Below are 22,624 nucleotides of genomic sequence, written 5' to 3' on the forward strand. Positions count from 1 at the left end.
CGGGTTGGCAGAGGGGACGCTCCATGTCAGGGATGCCGGGAAGGCGCTGGGGCTGTATATGCCGCTTTGTGATGCACCCGTGCTGCTAACTGCTTCTAAAAAAACCGATGCCGGATATGCGGGTACGGAGAACACATCACGGGAAATCTGATGATTTCCCGCGCTGGGTTCTCCGAAAACTTGATTTGGAGATCAAGTTTTCCCCCGCATATCCGGCATCGGTTTTTTAAGAAGAAGTAAGCGCACTCTAGCATCACAAAGCGGCATATACAGCCCCAGCGCCTTCCCGGCATCCCTGACATAGAGCTGGCTCTTCCAACCGGCAGGTATTGTTCATTCATGGGGGGATTCCCGGACGGTGGCAGCGGATGAGAATCGTCTGTGCGTATCGTGCCTCTTTGGGGTGTTTATATATTATGGAAAAGAGGTATATATTGTGAATAGAGATAGAAAAATGAGTAAATGTAAAAAAATAATAAGGGGAGATAGAGTCAGTTAAATATGATTACCGATTGGTGAGGGTGTTCCATCGAATAAATTGCCTGCCTTCGTCTTAAAGTTTCGTTAGAATGGAAATAGTTACCAATTCCAATTATGACCTGTATGTAATAAAATTATGGAATATGACTAGAAAGGACGAAAAAGGATGAAAAAGGATAACGGACAATATACAGATATGGTTGGCAGCTATGGCGAGTATTTACGAAGTGAAGAAAGAAGCCAGAATACCATTCAGAAATACCAGCGGGATGTGTCCGCTTTTTTTCAATATCTTGGAGACAGGAAGCTTAATAAAACAGAGGTTATGCTCTGGAAGGAGCATTTAAGTGAAACCCACGCGCCTACGAGTGTAAACTCTATGTTGGCTGCAGTTAACGGATTCCTTGACTGGTACGGCAAATCCCAATGTAAAGTAAAGCCCCTGCGCATTCAGCGGGCATTATACGCAAAACCGGAAAAGGAGCTGGAGGAAGCGGAATACAGACGGCTTATCAATGCCGCTGAGAGAAAGGGAAACCATCGCCTTTCCTTGTTAGTGCAGACGATCTGCTCCACGGGAATACGCGTCTCCGAACTAAAATACATTACGGTACGTGCAGTGAAGGCGGGCAGAGCAGAAGTGGACTGTAAAGGCAAACGGCGCGTTATTTTACTTCCACGGGATTTATGTATAATCTTGGGCAGATTCTGTGACCGGGAAAAAATAAAAGAAGGAGTGGTCTTCCGTACAAAAAACGGGCGGCCTTTGGATCGGTCTAACATATGGAAGATGATGAAAAGCCTTTGTGAAAGTGCTGGGGTGGACAGGGGAAAGGTGTTTCCACATAATCTGAGACACCTGTTTGCAAAAATCTATTACAGAATAAAAAAGGATATATCCCGTCTTGCTGACATACTGGGACACTCCAGTATAAATACGACGCGGATTTATACAATGGAGAATGGAACCGAGCATATCAAGCAGCTTGACAGTATGCATCTTGTCTGTTTCGGGGAACAAAAAAGAATTCCGCAAGAGGGATTCCCGTCCTGTGACGGGGCCGCATAAAGACAGTTTCACTTCATAATCTTATGAAGCGCTAATCACATAAAAGTAAAAAACCACATAATGCTGATTATGTGGTGAAGATCAATCATAAATGGAAAACATTTCCTAAATTGATGCTTATAGAATACCAAGGATCAGTAAAATAGTCAATACTTTGTCGAAAAAGGGTACAAAAAGGAAACCGATATAGAATGCTTTATTCTCGGTTTCCTTTTTGTATCCTTTCTCATGTATTGTACGACCGTTATCTCTTATCTTCCTTATAGATATTGCCAGATTGTGCCACATAATCAGCATTATGTGGTACATGATAAGCGAAGCCTCCCGCTATTTTTAACGGGGAAATAATGCATGATATAACTGGCAATTGATAGGGGATGCAAAAGGTGAAAAATTTGAGACACAGAAAGAAATATCTAACATTGATGCTGGTGGTTGTGCTGCTTGTAACAGGCATGCCGTCTGTGTATGCCGCTCCGGATCGTACAGACAGCACCGCAGCTGCAGAGTTAGACGGAGATTCAGATGCGGAGGTGTTGGAGAAAGTGCCTGACCCTGTTACAAGGCCAGACGGGGAGTCTGCTGTGGAAGAGGCGCCCGATAATGAGAATGCACCCGCGCAAGCCCCGGTGCCTGACACTGGAGAAGCCCCGGCGTCCGCTATTGAGGCTGCTCCTGCCGATGATCCGGTACCTGATATTGGACCCGCGCCCGTGGAAGAACCAGCGCCTACAGATGGGGACACCTCTGCGGAACATACGAATTCGGGCAATGAACTACCGGGGACTTTTGCTGCCGGACAAGGCATGCTGGAAATGAGGCTGCCCGACGACGCCATTTCCTTTACTCCCAACCAACCGGGGCAGAATGCGATGATAAATTACCAGCCGAAAAATGATGGCAAACAAACCAAGCTGGTCATTACCGGCTATAAAAAAGCGGGCATGGATCCGACAAAGCTGCCGGCTGTGGCAGATCCGATCCGATCAGCGAGCTATGATCCTGACATTGACAGTATTATTATAAATTTTAAAGACGGATTCGATTTAAATAGCGCCACCAGTTTTCTTCTTCCTATACAAAATAAAAATGACAGCTATAGCGATCTCGGCAACGAGGAGGCATTCTCCAATTCAGTCAAGGTGGGGGCGGACGGTGTTATACGGGGAATCGGGCTTGAGATTAAAGCATATAGGGACAACGTATTAGAACAGACCGCACGCTTTATGGTACCGATCACCTATGAAATGACATCAAAAGATTTGAGAACTACGGAGATAGCACTATTCACCAATGTGGAAACCGCTAACGATGGCGGGGGAAACGGAACTAACTGGCTGTCTCAGGAAGGGGATTACTGGATTGAGTGTCCATTGAAGGATGGAAGTATGGGAACTGACAAAGTGTCTGACCGGTATATTCAGAAGATGCACCTTGAAATCCCCCTGCCTCCGGGTGTTACCTTTGTCAGCTCGCCATTGGAAGGCGGTACAGCCGGCGAGAAGATCAGTGCTTCAGCAGACAAAACCACCATTTTTTACGACCGGGACGTGTATCAGTACGGAACAGAAATTGAATTCCGAATGAGACTGGATTATACAGGAATTAACAATGGTGGTTCTGATCTCACCCAAAAGATTTTCAGCGACTGGTTTAACCTGTACAACAATTCCACAAGTATAAAGGAAAGGCAGCAATTTGGAAAACCGTGGAAGTTTACGGGAAAGATTTATGGAATTCCCCAAGAACTCTCATTCAATGACCGATCCGTGCTGAGACTGGATATTGACACACAGAGTGTACGCGTCTGGTCTAATAACAATGCCAACAAGGATTATAGTCAGGCAGGTAATTATGTAATTAATAATGACATGAAAGACAGTGCTGATAACGCCCGAACATGGTTCAGAGTGCTTGCCCCCCAATATGTTTATCCTACCCATTATACCAGGCAGTCTGTGTTTACCATGGATTGGGGGATTCAGCTTACTTCGGTTGTGATATCGAATTGGTCGTCTGAACCATCCGGTAAAGCTGAGCTGATTTTTTTTACCAACAAGGGCCGGAAGTTTCAACAGACTGTATCAGGGCAGGAATCTTACAGCGTTCCTGCGCTGGATACCGGCGAGTATGTGACGAAGCTTGCGGTGCAGGCTACGGGAAAATGTACACTGGGTTTTAATCTAAAAGCAGACCTCATGACCACCAATGAGGACGGTTCCCCAATGGCTGCCGGTACCCAGTCTAAAATTAATGTGTACCACGAAATTGTGAATTATGGAACTGTGGAACCGAGTGTCCGCAGTGGGAAAAAGTTCCACACCGCCACCGTTACCTATGTGCCGCCGAAACCTGCAGCTCCTGTAGTTAATTGGAAGTCGGAAAAATTCGATTATGCCATGGACTATACCTACCATGATACCCGTCTGTTCCAAATCGCGAATACGTCCGCAGAAAGCGGCGGTGCGACTCTTATGCCGCTGAAAAACGTAAGAACAGGGCAGACATCCAATATTAAGGCGAACGGCAGCGATTCGGAACCCTTCTTTCTTTATCAAATGCTGGGGCAAAACCCGGTAACATTGAAGCTGACGGGATTTGAAAAACCGGCGGACTATCCGGATGTGACGATCAGATATACCACATCCCTTGGACATACTTATGAGATTACGATAGGGAAATCGGAATTTGCAAATGGAGCTTCCCCGGAAGTAAATTTCAATTTACAGCAAGGTGAGTTTGTGACAAGCTTTTCTGATATAAAGCTTTCAAATCTGCCCGTCAATGCATCTGTGGAGATGGTATTGGACACCTTCAGGCTGACGGACGGAATCCTGCCAAGCGGCAGGGCTGTCGATACTTTGTCTTATGAAAAAGAAGGTGAATCAAGTTTGTATACAACGTGGGTGCATAGCTATGCTGCGTCCGTAACCTATGAGGATTTATCAGGTACGGCGTATTCGGGCGCTTATGACATTGGAGACATCGGGCGTTTGTATTGGTATATATGTATCCCTTTCGGTCCCGTTAAATACTCTGGAACGGAACTCATGTTATCTCCCCCCACCATTGCTGCGGGCGGTAAAACAACCCTGAAGTTTTACTTGAACGACGTGGCATTTAACCCTACTTATGCCTTTGAAATCGACAAAAACTTCGATTATGTCCGGGAAAGCTTTCAAGGAATAGGGAACAAATATAAATTTATTGAAGAATGGCTGCCGAATTACTTTAGGGATCCGACTGATACGGCGCATTATGGCAACGGTCTTTTGCGCATCCGCTTTATCGGTAAAGGAAGCGAAGCATTTAACCTCTTTCCTGTGAAGAATTCCTCTGCCGATAATCAAAACTTCAAAGACTACCAATTTTCCATGACCCTGCGGGCGAAACATCAGACAGAGCCGGGGACATATCGGCTGACGCCCATGGTATACCGCTCAGATAAAGATGCGCTTAAAAACCTGGCCGGAAAAAAGGTGGAGGTGAGCGGATGGAAAGCCCCTAAAAGTCTGCCTGAGCTAGATTCTTTCACACCTGTGGAGATATCCAAAACAGGCGCAGTCGCCGGCGGCGCCGGTATTAGTATTAACCGGGCAGCCGATCCTTATGACATTGACGGCGACGGGGACAAGGGCGCTTCAATCGTAAGTCTGGAGCCCCCCGACTACCCGTGCTATAAACAGACGGTTTCAAAAATGACGACAGGGGCGGTCAGCACATGGCTGAGAGATCCGAAGACAGGGACGGAAATGACGGAGGCACAGCTGCATCCCCATGGGGAGGTGGACTTTATGCAGTCCACTCGTATCATAGGCAGCAAGGACGGCAGCGACTTTATCGGCTATTATCATGTACCGAAACGGGGGCACTCCATTACCTATGTGGATCAAAACGGTAACGAATTACATTACACTTCACAGTTTGACACCTACATAACAGACTTTGTTAACATCACGGTGAACGGCCAGCCGGTACCTCCGGATGCGGGAATGTCGGTATTTTATTACATATCGCCGCATCCCGAAGACCCGGACAGCGACGACCACAATGCCATGAATGAACTGAACGGAGGCCAAGACACCTCACCAAATTACCTCACAGAGCAGGAAGTGCGGGACAGGGCGGCGGCCGAGATGAAAACGCCGGCGGATATCCTTGCAAACTGCACCATGATAAAAATCAAATCCAAAGTTCTTACGGCAAACGTGGATATCGTGAGCAGCATTCCTATGAAAATAGGCCATAAGGAAGAGGGAGATAAGGAAGTCATAAAAGATTATTTCAGCGGAGTATATACCTACTCCATGGATGGCAGCCCGTTTCCGGTAGCCTATACGCCCCTGACCATTCTGTCCATGGTGCCGTATACGGTGTCCGGTACAGTGTTCAGTGATAAAAACGCCAATTCGTTATTGGACATCAGCGACAGCGGGATAGAGGGAATAAGGGTGGAACTGCACCAGACCGGGACAGATCCTCATACCGGAGATCCCATTGGAGATAAACTGGTCGAAACACAGACCACAGTTTGGGACGGAAGCTACAAGTTTACTGTGCCTTATCATGGGGATTATTACTTGAAGATTCAAGTTCCGGCCGGAAAACTGCTGAGCCAGCCGTATAAGCCAGACGGTCTGCCTTATGAACAGTCCGTGTTTAAACAGGAGGGAGACAATGCGGTAACGGAACCCATCACGCTGGACGATACCGATGTCCTATATCAAAACGCCGGACTTGCTGACAAGCGGTTTTTGAACGTACCCAGCGATATCTACCTCTCGGTGGGGGAGACAAGGAAGATTCCTTACACCATCCAGCCGGATTACCTTATGTATGATCCAGTTTTCGCGATCAAGCCAGCGCTTGCAAGCAGCGCAAACAACTTCTTCACCGCAGATCCTGACAGTTTGAAGCTGACAGGTAAAGCGGAAGGCCAGGGAACAATCACCCTGTCCATCCCGGAAGCACTGGACGGAACTGTTACGATTACAAAAGAAATTACGGTTCATGTGGAGCCGGAGTCTGTGGCCGGGATCAGTGTTCCGCTGAAGGCAGAGATTTACGCCGTGAAGGGGAAGGAGAATCAAATTATCGCTCCGGTGATGAGCGTGTACAATTATGGCAGGGACAAGACACGCATTTTTATAAACAATGCAGACCAGGAAAATACGGGTAGCAGCCCCGTTTTGGAACTGGTAGGAAAAAAAGCTGCATCCGCCGGCTATGCCGACAACGAAATCAGTCTGAACGTAACTTCTGTCAAGCGAGACAACCCTTTTATGGGAATTGCGGAAACCGATTTCACAAAGCTAGCCATGCAAAATAATGGAAAGGGCCTGATTCTCGGCGATTTGCCGGGGTTTGACAGCAACAGCAACTGGGGACAGTTTACGTTCAGCGGCGCATATGATCCAGGCATTGTTTCCACACTGCCTGCAGATAACCGTTTTGTTCTGCGCTATCGGGCTGAAAAGGTGAGTCCATGAACATACATGTAAATAGAAATAACAGGAAAAAATGTCTGATCCTCGCTGCGGCAGCCGCTGTGCTGCTGGGGGTGGCAGTCACGGCAGCGCTTTTGCCAGGCCGTCCGGAAGAACAAGGAGATTTTGTCGTAGATGAACGTACGGAGACAAGCGCAGAAATGAAAGACCCTGCGTTTATTCAAAAAAAAGTGCAGGAGAATGCGGATGCAAGCAGAATGATTCTGCGGATCAACAGCCAGATACAACTGAAAAAAAATTGGGACGAGGCCCTGCTGTATCTTAGCAATGTGCCGGAAAATCCTTACGATCTTTATCTGGAGCTTATCTGTGATGAAAGCGGAAAGACCGTGTACAAATCAAATATTCTAAAGCCGGGGGACAGCGTGGAGAAAGACCGACTTACAGGCATTGAAAGGTCAGGCGCGCAGCCTTACACGGCATTGTTTCATATTCTGGAAGACGGAAAGGAAATAAGTACGGTGGAATATGCCGTTACTGTAGAGCTTTTAGGAGGTGATGAATAATGATACATGCAAAAACAGGGGATAAAACGCAGAAAACCAAGAAGAAACACCGGTGGATTTTTTTCCTGCTGCTCTTAATTCTCTTCATACTTGCGGGCGTGGGATATTGGTTTTTCGGTCGTCCCGCCGATGACTTTTATTTCGATAAGCAGGCACGGGACGGACTCATCAAAGCAAGAACCAAAGAGGATGTGCAGAAGATTCTGGACACGGTAGTTGAAAAGGGGATGTTCAACGCTTCTATCAACCCAAACCCGGTATTTCCTGACGGGAAGACGGAAGGCGACCTTTATATCGAGAACATCAAGGCAAACCATTATTACACTAAGGTCGGCATCACACTTACGGACGGAGGGGAGACCGTTTTTCAAAGCGGTGGCATCAAGCCGGATCAAAACATTGAGAAGGCAAAGCTGGACAAGGAGCTTCCCAAGGGAACGTACCCGGCGGTCGCCAGGTTTTCCATCATAGACCCTCAAACTCTGAAGGATATCGGTGTGGTGAATATTAATATCACCTTAACGATCCAGAACTAACCGGTCATAACAGCAAAGTCTGTATGATAATAAATTTTAAACAAAAGGAGAAAGAACTATGAAGAAAAAAATTGTAGGAATCGTAATGGCTGCCACACTGTTAATGAGCACAGCTATCACAGCATTCGCAGCTGGAAATCCGGCAGGGGGCAACACCGACGTATATGTAGGTGTTACGAACACAACCCCTGCAAACATCAGTGTAACCGTACCAACAGCCCTTGCGATCGCGGTGGTTGCCGCTGATAGTAAGGTCACCACGCTGATGGGCAACTACATGGTGGACGCTGCCGGTGACATTACCATGAGTGGTGATGCGAGCCAGGGCATCAAGGATCAGCGTGTCACCTTTGTGAACAACGGAGACGTGGCCGCCAAGGTGACCGGTGCCAAAATCATCAATTCCTATGGCAGCAAATGGACTATCGATAACACTGCGGGGAGTGCCCATGAGCTTTCCTTGAAACTCAACTCTGTGCTGGCTGGCACCATTGCTCCGGACAATAACGCCACCATCATGCTGAATGATTTTGCCCTGCCGGCGAATGAGGTTGCTCATATGGCGGCTGAAGTAAAAGCAGGTGGAACCGCCGGAGATTACTCTGCGCCCGAGAAATCCGCAAAATCCTTTGTCATTGAGTGGAACATCGCGGCACAGTAAAAACACAAGGTAATGACCTGGCAGAAAGCTGCGGGTTATCAAATCTGCAGCGCAGCGAGCCGCGGGATATTGAGCCAAGGCAGCCGCTAAATGTATATGTCTGCATGTACATTTGGCTCGTTACCTTCATGAGGACAAAATCTTTACATAAGGGAGAGTACATATGAAGCAGAAGGAGAAAACCGCCAGTAAAAATACAAAGAGAACAGGACGTCTGATCGTGATACTGCTGGTGCTGCTTCTCCTTGGAACCGTTTTCTTTTTTGCCTGGCAGTATTTCAGCCGGGAAGGCGGGGTCTATAAAGACCGGGATGCACAGCTGGGGATACTTCCGAACATGAGTGAGGAAGAAGTTCAGCAGCGGCTGAACACAGTGGTTTCGGAAGGAATGATGAACGTGAGCATCAATCCCCACCCTGTATTTGAGGATGGGAAGTCCCCCGGAAATCTTAGAATCGAGAACATTAAGCAAAACCATTATTCTTATATTGTAAGTATCACACGAGATGACACCGGAGAAGAGATTTACAAATCCGGCTTATTGGAGCCGGGGTATTATATTGAGGAAGCAAGCCTCTCCTCGGCGCTGAAACAGGGAGATTATCCGGCAACCGCCCGATTTCTGGCCTATCAGGATCCAAAGGAAAAGCCTATTGGAGCGGCCGTCATTAAAATGACTATAACGGTATCAAAATAGCGGGGAGGAAGTCAAATGAAAAGGATGAAATGGCTGGTGACGGTATTAGCCTTCCTGACGCTTTGTTTTCCGGTTTCCGTTCTTGCAGACACGGACGATTTTTCAACAGATGTTTATGTTGGTGTTATCACGTTGACGAAACCCAATGTGTACTTTTGGGTGGTGGATGAGGAGGATAAACCAATTGATGGAGCCAGTATTGAGATATGGGCCAATGAGCAGCTTGGGTATCAGCTGCTGGGGGTTACCCATGATGGGGGAACTTATGATTCGATCATACCGTATGGAAATTACCATTGCAAAGTGTACAAAACAGGTTATGAAACAACAGAGCTTAATTTGGTGTTATCGGGGAGCAATAATCCGCATATTGAAAAAGTAGTTTTAAAAAAGACAGAAACCCCATCAGCGCCTTCATCCGTTCCGGTCCGACCAACCGGAAGCAGTCTGACTGTAAGCAGACCCATAAAAACCGGCGATATTTCCAATTTACTTTTGTATCTCCTGCCAGCGGTCATCTCTATTTTGTTATTGGTCATCCTGCTCCCCGGAAGAAAAAATACGAGAGAAAGCGGAGGTTGAATAAAGGATGGAAAACGTATGTCTTTTGGATAAACTGGCGGCTGTACTGCAACTTCGCTGCTTATCTGATCTGAGGATGCATAAAAAAGACTGTTATTTAATTTTATCCAGTTTTGAACTCCAACTGTACACGATACAGCAGTGGAAGGAGACACTGAATTACATAGAAACACAAACACACCAGTTGGAAAGCTATCCTGACATTACCTGCTGCATCCAGGATAAACTGAGGAACTATTGCCAGGAATACAAGGCAGGGGCAGTTCCATACGTGGTTAAATTTTCTGAAAAATAGTTTATTTAACGACAGGACCCAAATAGGATATCAAAGAAATAGGATAGTTAAAAAACGGGGAAGTATGGCTCATGCGAATCGAACTTCTCCGTAAATTTTACACCCGTTAGGAAGACGAGGCAAAAGAGATTCAGACGGAGTATGAGGAGGCCTTCGAATTAATAACTGCGGATAAATGGGTAGAAGATCTGGTAAAGCGTTTCCAAAATAACTGTACTGGAGAGGTTCGAAATAAAAAATATGACCAATCGTCATTTTTGTGTTGTTTTCCTGGTTTGTTTTTGTTATACTTAACCCGATATATGCAGGAGGGCATTCATTATGAAAAAAGCATTTCGGATATTCAAAAGGGATCTTGGGCGTCTTGTACATAACCGGGTCGCCGTGATTGTGATGGCAGGCGTTTGTGTCCTGCCGTCTTTGTATGCGTGGTTTAATATTGCCGCAAATATGGATCCATACAGCAATACGCAGGGGATTAAGGTGGCTGTGGCCAATCATGATACGGAAGCGGCGAATGACCTGATTACTCTGAATGCGGGGGATCGTATTGAGGAGAATCTGAGGGAAAATGATCAGCTGGGGTGGACATTCGTGGAGGAGTCCCAGGCTGTGGAAGGGGTAAAGTCAGGAAAGTACTATGCGGCCATCGTGATACCGGAGGATTTCAGCAGTTCGCTTCTGAGCATTATCTCGGGGTATCCGGTAAAACCCCGGCTGGATTACTATATTAATGAAAAGAAGAATGCGATTGCTCCTAAGATCACAGACACAGGGGCAGGCACCGTGCAGCAGGAGATTAACGATACTTTTTCCTCTGTGGCGGCAGAGACAATTTCAAAACTGATCCAGAGCTCTGTCACCCGGCTTTCGGGGGATATGGGCAGTATGAATACGGAAGTGATGACCATGCTGTCTGAGATTCAGCAGAATCTGGGGCAGTATCAGACTGTGCTGAAGAATTTTCAGGACACGGTCGGAGATAGTTCCGGGCAGATCAGCAATACGCAGGAAGTGCTGGACAGTGTGAAATCGGCTGCGTCAGCGGGTTCGGACACATTGTCGGATACTGCTTCTGTACTGAGCAGCGGACGAGGCAGTATTGGGGAATTTTCTTCTGCATTTTCCGGCAGCCTGTCGGACGGGGAGAACTGGCTTAACAATATTTACGGCTCGGCATCCGACAGCCTGAGTTCCCTTAAGAATCAGGCGGACACGGTGAACGGGGCAGTGAAAGATGGAATTGATTCGGTACAGAATCTGGTGGATACAAACAGCAGTATTCTGGAAAAGCTGGAGGAAATCAGTGCGGATCTGCCGGATGCGCTTAAGGAGGCTGTTTCCGGACGGATTGCCGAGCTGCAGGCGCAGAATGAAGAGTTTCAAACTCTTCTGGACTCATTGAGCCAGAGCAATGCCAGTATGGGAAATGCAATGGACACCGCGCAAAGCACCAAGGAGCAGCTGGAAACGCTGGTATCTCAGAGCAGGCAGTCGCTGCGGGATTACCGTAATAACTTTGACCAGACGCTTCTGCCCCAGCTGAACGAGTCAATGGATTCTTTTTCTGCCCTGGGCGGAGAAATGTCCGCTGCGCTGTCTGGCGTATCGGCTTCCACAGATCAGTTGAAGGGAATCCTGTCCCAGCTTGGCACAAGCCTAGAGGATAGTTCTAAGGCGCTGGGCAGGACGGGGGATTCTGTAACCTCTTTGAAGGGGCAGATGGACCGGATCGTGACGGATCTGCAGGCATTGCAGAGTTCGGAGGCTTATCAGCAATTTCTTTCACTGGAGGGGCTGGACGCGGACTCCATTGCAGAGTTTATGGCATCGCCGGTGAACATTCGAAGTGAAACTCTGTACAGCGTAAAGAATTACGGTATTTCCATGACTCCTTTTTACACAAACCTGGCGCTCTGGGTAGGCGGAATTGTATTAATTGCGATTCTGAAAATGGAAGTTGACAGAGGCGGTGGTGTCAGGCACTTTTCCACATCCGAGGCATACTTCGGCAGATGGCTTCTTTTTGTTGTGATCGGTCTTATTCAGGGACTGATCGTATGTCTGGGGGACCTGTGGCTTTTGAAGGTGCAGTGCCTCCATCCCGCTGCCTTTGTACTCACGGGAATGTTCTGCTCCTTTGTGTATGTGAACCTGATCTATGCCCTGTCTAGCGCGCTGAAGCATATTGGGAAAGCGCTTTGTATCGTACTGGTAATTCTGCAGATCCCGGGATCTGCGGGCACATATCCGATTGAGATGACGCCGCCGTTCTTCCAAAAGCTGCACCCTCTGCTTCCCTTTACTTATGGAATCAATGCAATGAGAGAGGCGATTGCAGGCATGTATGGAAATGCCTTCTGGGGCAGCCTGCTCCATCTGGCGGTGTATCTGCCGGCAGCCCTGCTGATCGGGCTTGGGCTGCGAAGGCTGCTGGTGAATCTGAATGATCTGTTTGACAGAAAGCTAGGAGAGACAGACTTGATGCTCTGCGAAACTTCAGACGGAAAGGGGGGGAAGACGCCCTTCTCCCTGGCAGTCAGGACACTGCTTCGGGATCAGACCATGCGGGAAGAACTGGTTGCAAAGGCCGCTGCATTTGAAGCGGGCTATAAGAAACGGATCCGTAATGGCTTTTTAGCGATTCTGATTCTTCCGGCGGTCTTTTTAGTCCTGATGTTCAGCATTGAGTCAAAGATTGTCTTTCTGGTTCTATGGATTGTATCAATAATTGTAATCGCGGTTTATCTGATCTGTCAGGAATACATCCACGACCGCCTGCAGCGGCAGATTGAGCTGGGATCACTGACCCAGGAAGAGCTTCTGGACGCAATGAAAGGGAGGGATGAGTGATGAAGAATATATGGGGCATCTTCAGAAGGGATGTGAAGCGGTGCTATAAAAATGTCATCGCTCTGATCGTTGTACTGGGAATTGTTGTGGTTCCGGCTCTGTATGCATGGTTTAACATTGCCGCCAGCTGGGATCCCTATGAGAATACGGGAAACCTCAAAGTTGCGGTAGCAAGTGTGGATGAAGGGTATGAGGGGGATCTGGTCCCGGTTTCACTCAATCTGGGAGAGAATGTCCTTTCCGCACTGCGGGAAAATACACAGCTGGACTGGACCTTTACAAGCAGCGCCAAAGCAGTGGACGGTGTGAAGTCCGGTAAATATTACGCTGCAATTGTGATCCCGGAAGATTTCAGCAGGAATATGATGAGCCTTTTCTCAGGCACAGTTACGAACCCTGAGATCACTTATTATTCCAATGCCAAAGAAAACGCGATAGCGCCCAAGGTCACGGACAAGGGAGCCAGTGCCGTGCAGACACAGGTAAAGGAAGTGTTTATTAAAACCATATCTGACACGGCCATTACGGCCATGCAGGCTGTAGCAGATACGGCAGAACAGGAGGGCGCAGAATCAATTGCCGCTACACTGATAGCGAACCTGGAAAGGACTTCCGCCGATTTAAGCGCGGCCGCGGGTACCATCCAGGCATTTTCTTCCATGGTGGTGTCTACACAGCAGATGCTGGATACCACATCCGGGTTTTTAAAACAGTCCAGAGAGCATTCAGACAGCAGTTTGAGTGCGCTGAAAGAGAAAGAAAGCTCATTTTCAGATATGCAGGGAGCCATATCTGGCGCAGCAGAAGGCATGAATCAGGCCCTGGCAGACAGCGCAGGTTTTTATCAACAGATGGGGGAAACGATTCATGGTGGACTGGATTCCCTGTCATCGGATGCGGCTGCAACCGCAGGCACTCTGGATCTGTTTTCAGAAAAGATCAGTAACATCATACAATCCTATACGAACCTGCGGGATGCCCTGCAGTCGCTTGGAGAGGAACATGCGGTAATTGCCCCGGCTGTTGGCAGTGTCGTGGGAAAACTGAATGAATCCATAGCTGTCCAGCAGTCTCTTTATGATAAGCTGAGCAAAGCGGCGGAGACGATTCGAAATAAACCGGAGGAGGCTCTTACCTCAGAGGAAGAACTGGACGCCCTCCTTGAGCAGAGTGCACAGAGCCTGTCAAAGGTTCAGAGTGAGTATGAGGAACAGGTGAAACGGAATCTGGACGGCCTTTATGCCTCTCTGGGAGATACCCGGAGCAGTATATCCGGGCTTCTGAAACAGCTGGATGAGAGTGCCGATGGTATCTACACTTTATCCGGTTCTGCTTCGTCAGACCTGTCACAGATAAAAGAAACACTGGATACGTCCGGTTCGCTGCTGGAAAAGGCGGCCTCACGGCTGACGGAAACGGTATGGAAGCTGAATCAGGCACAGAGCAGCGGCGATTTCCAGACGCTGGAAGAGATCGTAGGCGGGGACAAAGAAAGCATCAGCGCCTTCCTTGCATCTCCGGTGGAACTGGAGACAACTAAACTGTATCCAATAGAGAATTACGGGTCTTCCATGGCGCCGTTTTACTCCACCCTTGCGATCTGGGTGGGCGGCATCGTACTGGTCGCAATGTTAAAGGTTACCGTATCTCCAAAATCACTGAACGGACTGAAGCGTGTAAAGAATTACCAGGTCTATTTGGGGAGGTATCTCATATTCCTGCTGGCGGGACTGTTCCAGAGCGGGCTTATCTGCCTGGGAGATCTTTACTATCTGCAGATTCAGTGTGAGCATCCGTTCCTGTTTCTGCTGGCCGGCTGGATTACCAGCATTGTGTATGTAAATATCATATATACCCTGACCGTGTCCTTCGGAGATATCGGGAAGGCAGTCTGCGTTGTGCTTCTGGTTATGCAGGTGGCAGGATCAGGCGGGACGTTTCCAATTGAAGTGGCGCCGGCATTTTTCCAGAAGGTATATCCGCTGCTTCCGTTTACCCACAGTATGACCGCCATGCGTGAGTGCATCGGCGGGGCTTATGGGATGACATATTGGAGAGAACTGGGGATACTGGTGATCTTCCTGGCGGCATCACTTATGCTGGGCCTGGTGCTGAGAAAGCCTGTTATAAAGCTGAACACTGCATTCTCAGAGAAACTTGAGGAGACGCAGCTTATGTAGGCGGGGGATTTCGGCTGGAGGGGCTTCTGAGAGAAGCAGGATGCACGGATGCCGGCCGCTTCCCGATCATATAAGTTTTTGTGTTTAAAATGTTGTATACTTTAAATCATATGAAGCACCTTTCTTTGTGTGTATGAATCATTGGCAAAAGGATTCTGTCACAAAGAGGTGCTTTCTTTTAAGATGTTATTTTCTACAATAGGTCTTGCATTCCGCTTTAGGAATTGCTGTTCTCTTTACAAGACGGATATATTTTAGAAATAACAAAATAGTGCACTTTTATCAAAATGTTATAATAAAAAAAGAATTGTTTATGAAATATAATACAAGAAAAGGAGGCGAAAGATATGAAAAAAGTAGTAAGTATGATTCTTGTAGCAATGATGACGTTGTCTTTGATAGCCGGGTGCGGGAAAGGTTCGGCTGACAGCTCTTCCAAGGAGGGGGAGAGCGCCCAGGATACCAAGAGGACGGAAGCGAAAAGCAGCGGTGACATTGTTGAAGTGGAAATCTGGGAGTATTTTGAAGACCTGGAACATGAATATTTCTCGGATATTATGAACAAATGGGGCGAAGAAAATGGCTACCGTTTTAAGATTGTCCAATATCCATATGCTGACTTGAACAAACAGTATACTCTGGGAATGGTTTCCGGCGAACTGCCTGATCTGACGATGATTAATAACTGCGATACTGCGAGCTATGTGGAAATGGGAATGCTGCAGGATATCACGGAGCAGGTGGATGCATGGGGGCAGAAGGAGAACTTCTACGAGACATCCTTAAACACAACGACAATTGACGGAAAGCTCTACGGACTGCCTTATAATTCAAACTGTCTGGCATTGTACTATGATGAGGATCAGTTAAAGGAGGCAGGAGTAGAAGTCCCAAAAACCTGGGATGAACTGGCAGCAGCGGCGCAGAAGCTGACCCAGGAAAGCCAGTATGGTTTTGCACTCTCGCTTGTAAATAACGATGAAGGAACCTTCCAGTACTTCCCGTTTTTATATTCCAGCGGAGCAGATATGTACTCTATGGGAAGTGCAGATGCAGTATCTTCCATGCAGTTCTTAAAGGATATGATCGATGCAGGGGCGATGAGTTCAGAAGTGATTAACTGGTCACAGGCAGATGTCTGCCAGCAGTTTATGCAGGGAAATGCAGCCATGATGATTAACGGGCCATGGCAGGTGCCGACTTTGGAAGGAAATGTACCGGACAAAAATTGGAAATGTGCGCCGATTCCTATTGACAAGGAACAGGCTTCAGCCCTGGGCGGAGAAGGATTTTCTGTAGTCAAGGGAGCTGATCTTGAGAAGATTTGGCCGGTTATGGAATTCATGATGGACAAGGATACCCTGGCTGACTGGGATCATGCAGTCGGTAAGCTGCCGCCGAGAAAAGATGCGGTAGATAAATACACAGATTGGTCAGAAGATCCGGTTTTACAGGTATTCTTTGACCAGTTGAACTATGCGGCAGTACTGGGGCCGGATGTAAGCTGGCCGGAGATTTCAACCGCAATTTATACTGCCTTACAGGAGACGATGACAGGACAGAAAACGGCCGAAAATGCCTGCAAGGATGCACAGACAACCATTGACGGATTGGTGAAAAAATGAAAAAAGGAACAGGGAAACGGACAATTATAACTAAAAATACAAGGTATCTGCTCTGCTTTGCAGGACCAGCCTGTATTTATATGGGGATTGTAGCGGTTTATCCGATAATTTACAACTTCTATCTGATGTTCAGAAATATGTCCACCAGAAACTTCCTGAACCACCAGTTTGTGGGGCTTGATACTGTCAAAGAGCTTCTGGGAAAGGGCGTTGTCTGGACGGCTGCATATAATACCGTATTGTTCACTGTCGTTTGTACTGTTATCCAATTTGTGATCGGATTTGCTTTTGCCATGCTGCTTTCTAGAAAGTTTTGCATGGCAAAGCTTTCCAAAAGCCTTATGCTGATCAGCTGGCTGATTCCAATGACAGTGACAGGGATTTTATTTAAGTTTATCTTTCAGACAGACAGTGGGATATTAAATTTTATTCTGCAGCAGATCGGAGTAATCGATAGTCCGATTGAATGGCTGACAAACAGCAGAACCGCGATATGGTGCATTATAGCCGCTAACTGCTGGGTCGGGATTCCGTTTGATATGGTGCTTTTATCGACCGGGCTGGCGAACATACCGGACAATGTGCTGGAAAGTGCGGCAATCGACGGGGCAGGAAGAGTTCAGAGATTTTTACATATTACGCTCCCCATGCTGAAGCCAACAATGTATTCAATTCTTATTTTAGGCGTGATTTATACATTTAAGGTATTTGATCTGGTACAGGTTATGACGGGCGGCGGTCCTGTTAATGCAACAGAAATGCTTTCAACCTATGCGTATAAGCTTGGATTCAGAGAGTATAATTTCAGCCAGGCATCGGTAGTAGCTAATTTTATGTTTATTTTATTATTTATTATGGGAGTCATTTACCTGAGATTTGTCAACGATGACGAGGTGATTGAGTAATGAAGAATGGCAAAATAAAAAATATAGGGATCAATGCAGGAGCAGTTCTGCTTGTACTTCTATTCCTGTCGCCTGTCATATGGATGGTGATGTGTTCTTTTAAAAAGGATGTGGAAATTTTCAGGTTCCCTCCGACTTTTTTACCGGAAGCCCCGACAGTCCAGGCATACATAGACCAGTTTGAAAGCAACTTGTTTCCGGCATTGAGAAACAGTCTGGTAATAGCAGTATTTTCTATGCTGATAGCACTTGTATTGGCAATACCGGCAGCTTACGGGCTGGCCCGGTTTAAATCAAAGGCGGGAAAGCCGATGATTCTTGGATTTCTTGTAACGCAGATGTTGCCGCCGGCCTTACTGCTGACTCCGTTATTCTTACTGTATACCAAAATGCACATCATTAATACCAGGATTGCCCCGATTCTATCCACGGCTACCTTATCGATCCCGTTTATTGTAATTCTGATGCGGCCTTTTTTTGCATCCCTGCCCAAATCGGTAGAGGAGGCGGCAAGAGTGGACGGATGTACGATGTTAGGCGCATTTGTGAGGATTATGGTGCCTGTTTCACGTCCAGGTCTTGCTACGGCCGCTATCTTTTCTTTTATTTTTGCATGGAATGACCTGGTATATTCTATGGCCTTTATTTCGGATTCCTCACTCTGGCCGATGACGACTATGATTAATAATTTCCAGACAAAATACGGGACACAATGGAACAGTATTCTTGCATTCGGAGTCTGCCTGATTATACCGATCGTGATTATCTTTATTTTTATGCAGAAGTATATCGTATCAGGGCTGACAGCAGGAGCAGTTAAGGAGTAGGTGAAAAAAGTGATAGAATATATTGATCCCAGGATCATCTATACAGATCCGCCGAAATCAGGATTGAATGAAAACGAGAAAAATGTACTTCGGGAGCTTGCTGCCAAGGTACAACATTATGCCCAGGATCATAAACAGGAAGAGAAGAAGAAATTGTGGTATGCACATAACAGCCTGCAGAGAATCAGGCCCATGGTGCTTGTGTTCCCGGAGGGGGCCTGGCTTGAGATACTGCCATGGGATAAGATGGTATGCAGGGAGGAATTCTACCGGGCTTATGAATGGGCCATGCGCCGTCTTTGCTACAGATTTGAACATTTTGACGACGACTTTGTAATAGAACCGGTGATCGAAGTGCCGCTCGTATATGAGATTACACCTTTCATAAAAGGCGGCGCTTCCTTTATTCATATGGATATGAAAGACTCTGGGGAGGGGATACATCAAAACAAAATATTGCTGGAAAATGAAGAAGATATACGGAAACTTTCCAAACAGGAGTTTATTTTCTATAAAGAAGAATCGGAGAGGAACCTCTGCCTGATCCGGGAAGTAATCGGAGATTTAATAGAAGTACGTTCCTATGGATATATGGCGCCGGATACAAGCCTTTTGAGGCAGTTTATTGAGATGCGGGGCACAGAACAGATTTTTTATGATTTGTACGACCAGCCCGAATGGCTCCATGAAGTTCTGGGATTTATGAGGGATTCCACACTGGAGCTTCTTCAAGTGATGGAGCCTTGTCTCATGAAGACGAATACAGGAAATGATTATATCGGATCAGGCGGTATCGGCTATATTCACGGACCGGGTTCAGACAGAGCCTTATATCAGAACAGCTGGGGATTTTCGGATGCCCAGGAACTTGCCGGAGTATCCCCGGACATGTACGAAGAATTTGCTACAGCTTATCATCAGCCCTTACTGGAAAAATTTGGATGGAGTTGTTACGGATGCTGCGAGCCTATGACGGATAAATTTGATATAATAAAAAAGTGTATTAAAAATTTAAGACGTGTGTCGGTAAATCCGTGGACAGACAGAGAAGCAGCGGCGATTGCACTTTTGGACCAATATGTATACTCCTGGAAACCAGCTCCAACAGTGGTAACCCGGAGATTTGACGAAGAAGAAGCAGGACGCGATATTAAAAGGACGATGGAAATAGCCGGCGGCTGTGTTGTGGAGATGATTCTGAAGGATACAGTAACGGTGCAGCACGAGCCGGAGCGTATCGAAAGGTGGATTCATACCGCAAAATATATCGCAGAGAAAGGGTATGCATAGTTATCACAACAGCTCAAAGACTATTAAAAAGGTACAGGGCAGCACAATTAAGCACTCAGATACAGATATTGCTTGCGGTATTTACATTTTTACCGGTGATGATGATATTGCTGGCGCTTAATATCTACCATGGACAGGATATGATACAGCACACGACGCTGGCGGCATCTGAGAATATGATAGATAAATCGGAACACCTGTCCAATTATATGCAGCGCTACATGGAACCGTATTATAAAGCAGTTATTGACGGACAGATTTGGGAGGAAATAAAGGATGTCTCCATGGAGGTAAAAAGCAACAGCAACCGGATCTTTTCTCTTTTAGAAGGCTATTCCACCCCTACCAATAATGAAGTGGCGTTAATGTTTCTCATGAGAAAAGACGGATCCGGATACCTGGTCATCCGCCTTCCGGCTAGCCAGCAGACCATTGTTACCCAGAATAATAAGCTGCTTTATGAGGATCTGATACAGCTGGGAAATAAAGGGATGGAGAGCCAGGAACTGGTGACGGCCAAGCTGGAATATCACAATAAGGTGTGCCTTGGGCTGTCCCAGAAAATATATAATTATAAGACGAAAGAATGCTACGGAAGCCTCGTAATGCTGATGTATCCGGAAACAATAGAATCCATTCTGGAAAGTTCAGAAGGCGGATACACCTCTTACATACTTCAGACGGCAGGCGGCAGCCTGTTTGCAGATAACAAAAGCCTGGAGCTTATAGACAATCTGAAAGTAGATAAGACGCATCAGGATGAAGTGAAATGGACGAACTGGCATCTTGCTTATGCCGTGGATACGGAAAAAATAAAAAAAGATATCAGAGTATCTACATTTGCAGCTTTTTCAATTGTATTGTTATTATTTCTCCTGACCATTGTGCTGGTAAATATCTTTATCCGCCGCAGGATGAAGACGCTGAGCCTTCTGGAAGGAGCGATGTCCAGGATACGTAAGAGGGGCGAATATACCTCGCTGCCATCCGCCGACAATGGAGAACTGAATTCACTGTTTGCTGGTTATAACAAAATGGTAGATCAGATTGTCCTTCAGAAAAAGAAAATCCAGGAGCAAAATGACGAAAAACTGAAAGGGCTGAAGAAACAGAAGGATGCGGAGATAAAGGCGCTGGAGCTGGAGATTAATTCACATTTTATCTACAATACGCTGAATTCTATTAATTACACTGCGATAGAGCACGAAGATTATGAGACCAGTGATCTGCTGAAGGTGTTTGCCAATGTACTGCGCTACATGACTGAAAATCGATATGAACTTGTGACAGTCAGCCAGGAGATTGCCTGGCTGGAACAGTATTTATTTCTGCAGAGAAGCCGTTTTAACGGGCGTTTTGATTTTGAGATTGATGTGAATCCGGAGATCGAAGATAAAAAGATACGCAAGCTTCTGCTGCAGCCCTTTGTGGAAAATGCCATTATTCATGGCTTTGACAGCAGGAGCAAGGGAGGACTTATTACCGTTATCTGTTCAAAGGAAGAGGATTCGGGACTGATGATTATAATTGCAGATAACGGGAATGGAATAGAGGAAGATCTTCTTAGGAAAATACGGGAAGGTATTGCCCTGGAAAACAATCCTGAAAATCTGGGGCTGGGTATGGCGAATACTTGTTACCGCATGAGACTGTATTATGGGGAGGCTTTTGCTTTTTACATCGAGAGTACAGGCGGCAGAGGTACGACCGTCATGTTAAAGCTTCCGGCATTATAAGGGCAGGGGGGAATATATGAGAGTGTTAGTAATTGAAGATGAAGACAAAGCCAGGCAGCTGATTGTCCGCCTTCTGAGGCAGGTGGACCCGGGGGTTCAGGTGGTGGGTGAGGCGGATAACGGAAATGAGGGCAGAGAGCTGATCCTGAAGCAGCTGCCCGATCTGGCCTTTGTTGATATTAAGATGCCCGGGCTGTCCGGGTTGGATATGATCCGCAGCCTTCAGCCTAAAAAACTGCAGGTAAACTATGTGATTATCAGCGGGTATGGTGAATTTCATTATGCACAGGAAGCAATCGAACTGGGGATTAAAGGTTATATATTAAAGCCGGTTTCTTATGGGGATATTGAACGTGCGCTGAATAAGGCATATACAAACCTGGGCGGTTATTCTGTGCCTGAGGAAGTAAAACAGACAGTAAAAGTTGCGGCTGTAGACGAATTACTTACGGATATTGATACAAAAAAATCTATGGTGCGCAATGCAGTGAACTATGTAAGGCAGAACATCAGCGTAAGGTGCCGGCTGAGTGATGCGGCGGAAAACCTGCGTGTATCGCCGGAGTATTTAAGCCGGATTTTTCATGATGAGATGAAAATTACATTTATGTCCTTTGTCAAAAAAGTAAAAATTGAACATGCCTGTGTTTTACTGCAGAAAACAGATTTAAAAGTTTATGAGATTGCTGCGGCAACCGGATATGATAATGATAAATATTTTTGTAATATTTTTCGGGAAGTGATGGGCGTGTCTCCGAAGAAGTACAGGGAACAGCATGTGGAGACGGTATTTCACTGCGAAAGTCAGGAGAAATAGTAGCAGCAGTTCAGGCTTGCCTGAACTATTACAAATATTGGACCGTTAAAAAGTATTG

17 protein-coding genes are annotated in these 22,624 nt (G+C 46.6%); all 17 read left to right on the plus strand.

The window, feature by feature from the left end; all coding sequences use genetic code 11:
- Positions 1 to 4 precede the first annotated feature (4 nt).
- The 17 genes from GKG43_RS10390 to GKG43_RS10470 all read left to right on the plus strand — a co-directional run bounded on the left by GKG43_RS10390 (position 5) and on the right by GKG43_RS10470 (position 22,566).
- Positions 5 to 151 carry a hypothetical protein gene (locus tag GKG43_RS10390; protein ID WP_154253326.1) on the plus strand — a complete coding sequence of 49 codons (147 nt, stop codon included), beginning with the start codon at positions 5 to 7 and terminating at the stop codon, positions 149 to 151.
- A 495-nt stretch (positions 152 to 646) separates the two neighbouring features.
- Positions 647 to 1,549: a tyrosine-type recombinase/integrase gene (locus GKG43_RS10395; protein WP_055154098.1), complete on the plus strand. Its 903-nt coding sequence runs from the start codon at positions 647 to 649 to the stop codon at positions 1,547 to 1,549.
- A gap of 386 nt (positions 1,550 to 1,935) precedes the next feature.
- Positions 1,936 to 7,038 carry an SdrD B-like domain-containing protein gene (locus tag GKG43_RS10400; protein ID WP_055154102.1) on the plus strand — a complete coding sequence of 1,701 codons (5,103 nt, stop codon included), beginning with the start codon at positions 1,936 to 1,938 and terminating at the stop codon, positions 7,036 to 7,038.
- The gene (locus tag GKG43_RS10405; RefSeq protein WP_055154104.1) at positions 7,035 to 7,562 is read left to right on the plus strand and encodes a hypothetical protein; all 528 of its coding nucleotides are present in this window, start codon (positions 7,035 to 7,037) and stop codon (positions 7,560 to 7,562) included. Before GKG43_RS10400 ends, GKG43_RS10405 begins: the two co-directional genes overlap by 4 nt.
- Positions 7,562 to 8,098 (plus strand): hypothetical protein, encoded by a 537-nt coding sequence (locus GKG43_RS10410; protein WP_055154106.1) that lies wholly within the window; start codon positions 7,562 to 7,564, stop codon positions 8,096 to 8,098. Before GKG43_RS10405 ends, GKG43_RS10410 begins: the two co-directional genes overlap by 1 nt.
- 58 nt (positions 8,099 to 8,156) lie before the next feature.
- Positions 8,157 to 8,759, plus strand: a complete 603-nt coding sequence (locus GKG43_RS10415) for a hypothetical protein (protein WP_055154108.1) — start codon at positions 8,157 to 8,159, stop codon at positions 8,757 to 8,759.
- A gap of 163 nt (positions 8,760 to 8,922) precedes the next feature.
- Entirely contained in the window at positions 8,923 to 9,456 is a 534-nt protein-coding gene (locus GKG43_RS10420) for a hypothetical protein (RefSeq protein ID WP_055154110.1), read from the plus strand.
- Between the two features lie 15 nt (positions 9,457 to 9,471).
- Positions 9,472 to 10,038, plus strand: a complete 567-nt coding sequence (locus tag GKG43_RS10425; protein WP_055154112.1) for a hypothetical protein — start codon at positions 9,472 to 9,474, stop codon at positions 10,036 to 10,038.
- Between the two features lie 7 nt (positions 10,039 to 10,045).
- Positions 10,046 to 10,333, plus strand: coding sequence for a hypothetical protein (locus GKG43_RS10430; RefSeq protein ID WP_055154114.1), 288 nt, complete (start codon positions 10,046 to 10,048; stop codon positions 10,331 to 10,333).
- 321 nt (positions 10,334 to 10,654) lie between these two features.
- Positions 10,655 to 13,186 (plus strand): YhgE/Pip family protein, encoded by a 2,532-nt coding sequence (locus GKG43_RS10435; RefSeq protein WP_055154116.1) that lies wholly within the window; start codon positions 10,655 to 10,657, stop codon positions 13,184 to 13,186.
- Positions 13,186 to 15,366: a YhgE/Pip domain-containing protein gene (locus GKG43_RS10440; protein WP_055154118.1), complete on the plus strand. Its 2,181-nt coding sequence runs from the start codon at positions 13,186 to 13,188 to the stop codon at positions 15,364 to 15,366. Before GKG43_RS10435 ends, GKG43_RS10440 begins: the two co-directional genes overlap by 1 nt.
- A 347-nt stretch (positions 15,367 to 15,713) precedes the next feature.
- Complete coding sequence (locus GKG43_RS10445; protein WP_050640221.1) at positions 15,714 to 16,991, plus strand: ABC transporter substrate-binding protein; 1,278 nt, start codon at positions 15,714 to 15,716, stop codon at positions 16,989 to 16,991.
- Positions 16,988 to 17,896: a sugar ABC transporter permease gene (locus tag GKG43_RS10450; protein ID WP_050640220.1), complete on the plus strand. Its 909-nt coding sequence runs from the start codon at positions 16,988 to 16,990 to the stop codon at positions 17,894 to 17,896. The genes GKG43_RS10445 and GKG43_RS10450 overlap by 4 nt, the downstream gene beginning before the upstream one ends.
- Positions 17,896 to 18,723, plus strand: coding sequence for a carbohydrate ABC transporter permease (locus GKG43_RS10455; protein ID WP_055154120.1), 828 nt, complete (start codon positions 17,896 to 17,898; stop codon positions 18,721 to 18,723). The genes GKG43_RS10450 and GKG43_RS10455 overlap by 1 nt, the downstream gene beginning before the upstream one ends.
- Positions 18,724 to 20,013, plus strand: a complete 1,290-nt coding sequence (locus GKG43_RS10460; protein WP_055154122.1) for a hypothetical protein — start codon at positions 18,724 to 18,726, stop codon at positions 20,011 to 20,013. It abuts the gene before it with no gap.
- Between the two features lie 68 nt (positions 20,014 to 20,081).
- Positions 20,082 to 21,749, plus strand: coding sequence for a histidine kinase (locus tag GKG43_RS10465; protein ID WP_055154124.1), 1,668 nt, complete (start codon positions 20,082 to 20,084; stop codon positions 21,747 to 21,749).
- A 16-nt stretch (positions 21,750 to 21,765) separates the two neighbouring features.
- Positions 21,766 to 22,566: a response regulator gene (locus GKG43_RS10470; RefSeq protein WP_050640216.1), complete on the plus strand. Its 801-nt coding sequence runs from the start codon at positions 21,766 to 21,768 to the stop codon at positions 22,564 to 22,566.
- Positions 22,567 to 22,624 lie beyond the last annotated feature (58 nt).

It is taken from the genome of Eubacterium sp. BIOML-A2 (assembly GCF_009680135.1).
Taxonomy (GTDB): Bacteria; Bacillota; Clostridia; order Lachnospirales; family Lachnospiraceae; genus Faecalicatena; species Faecalicatena contortus_B.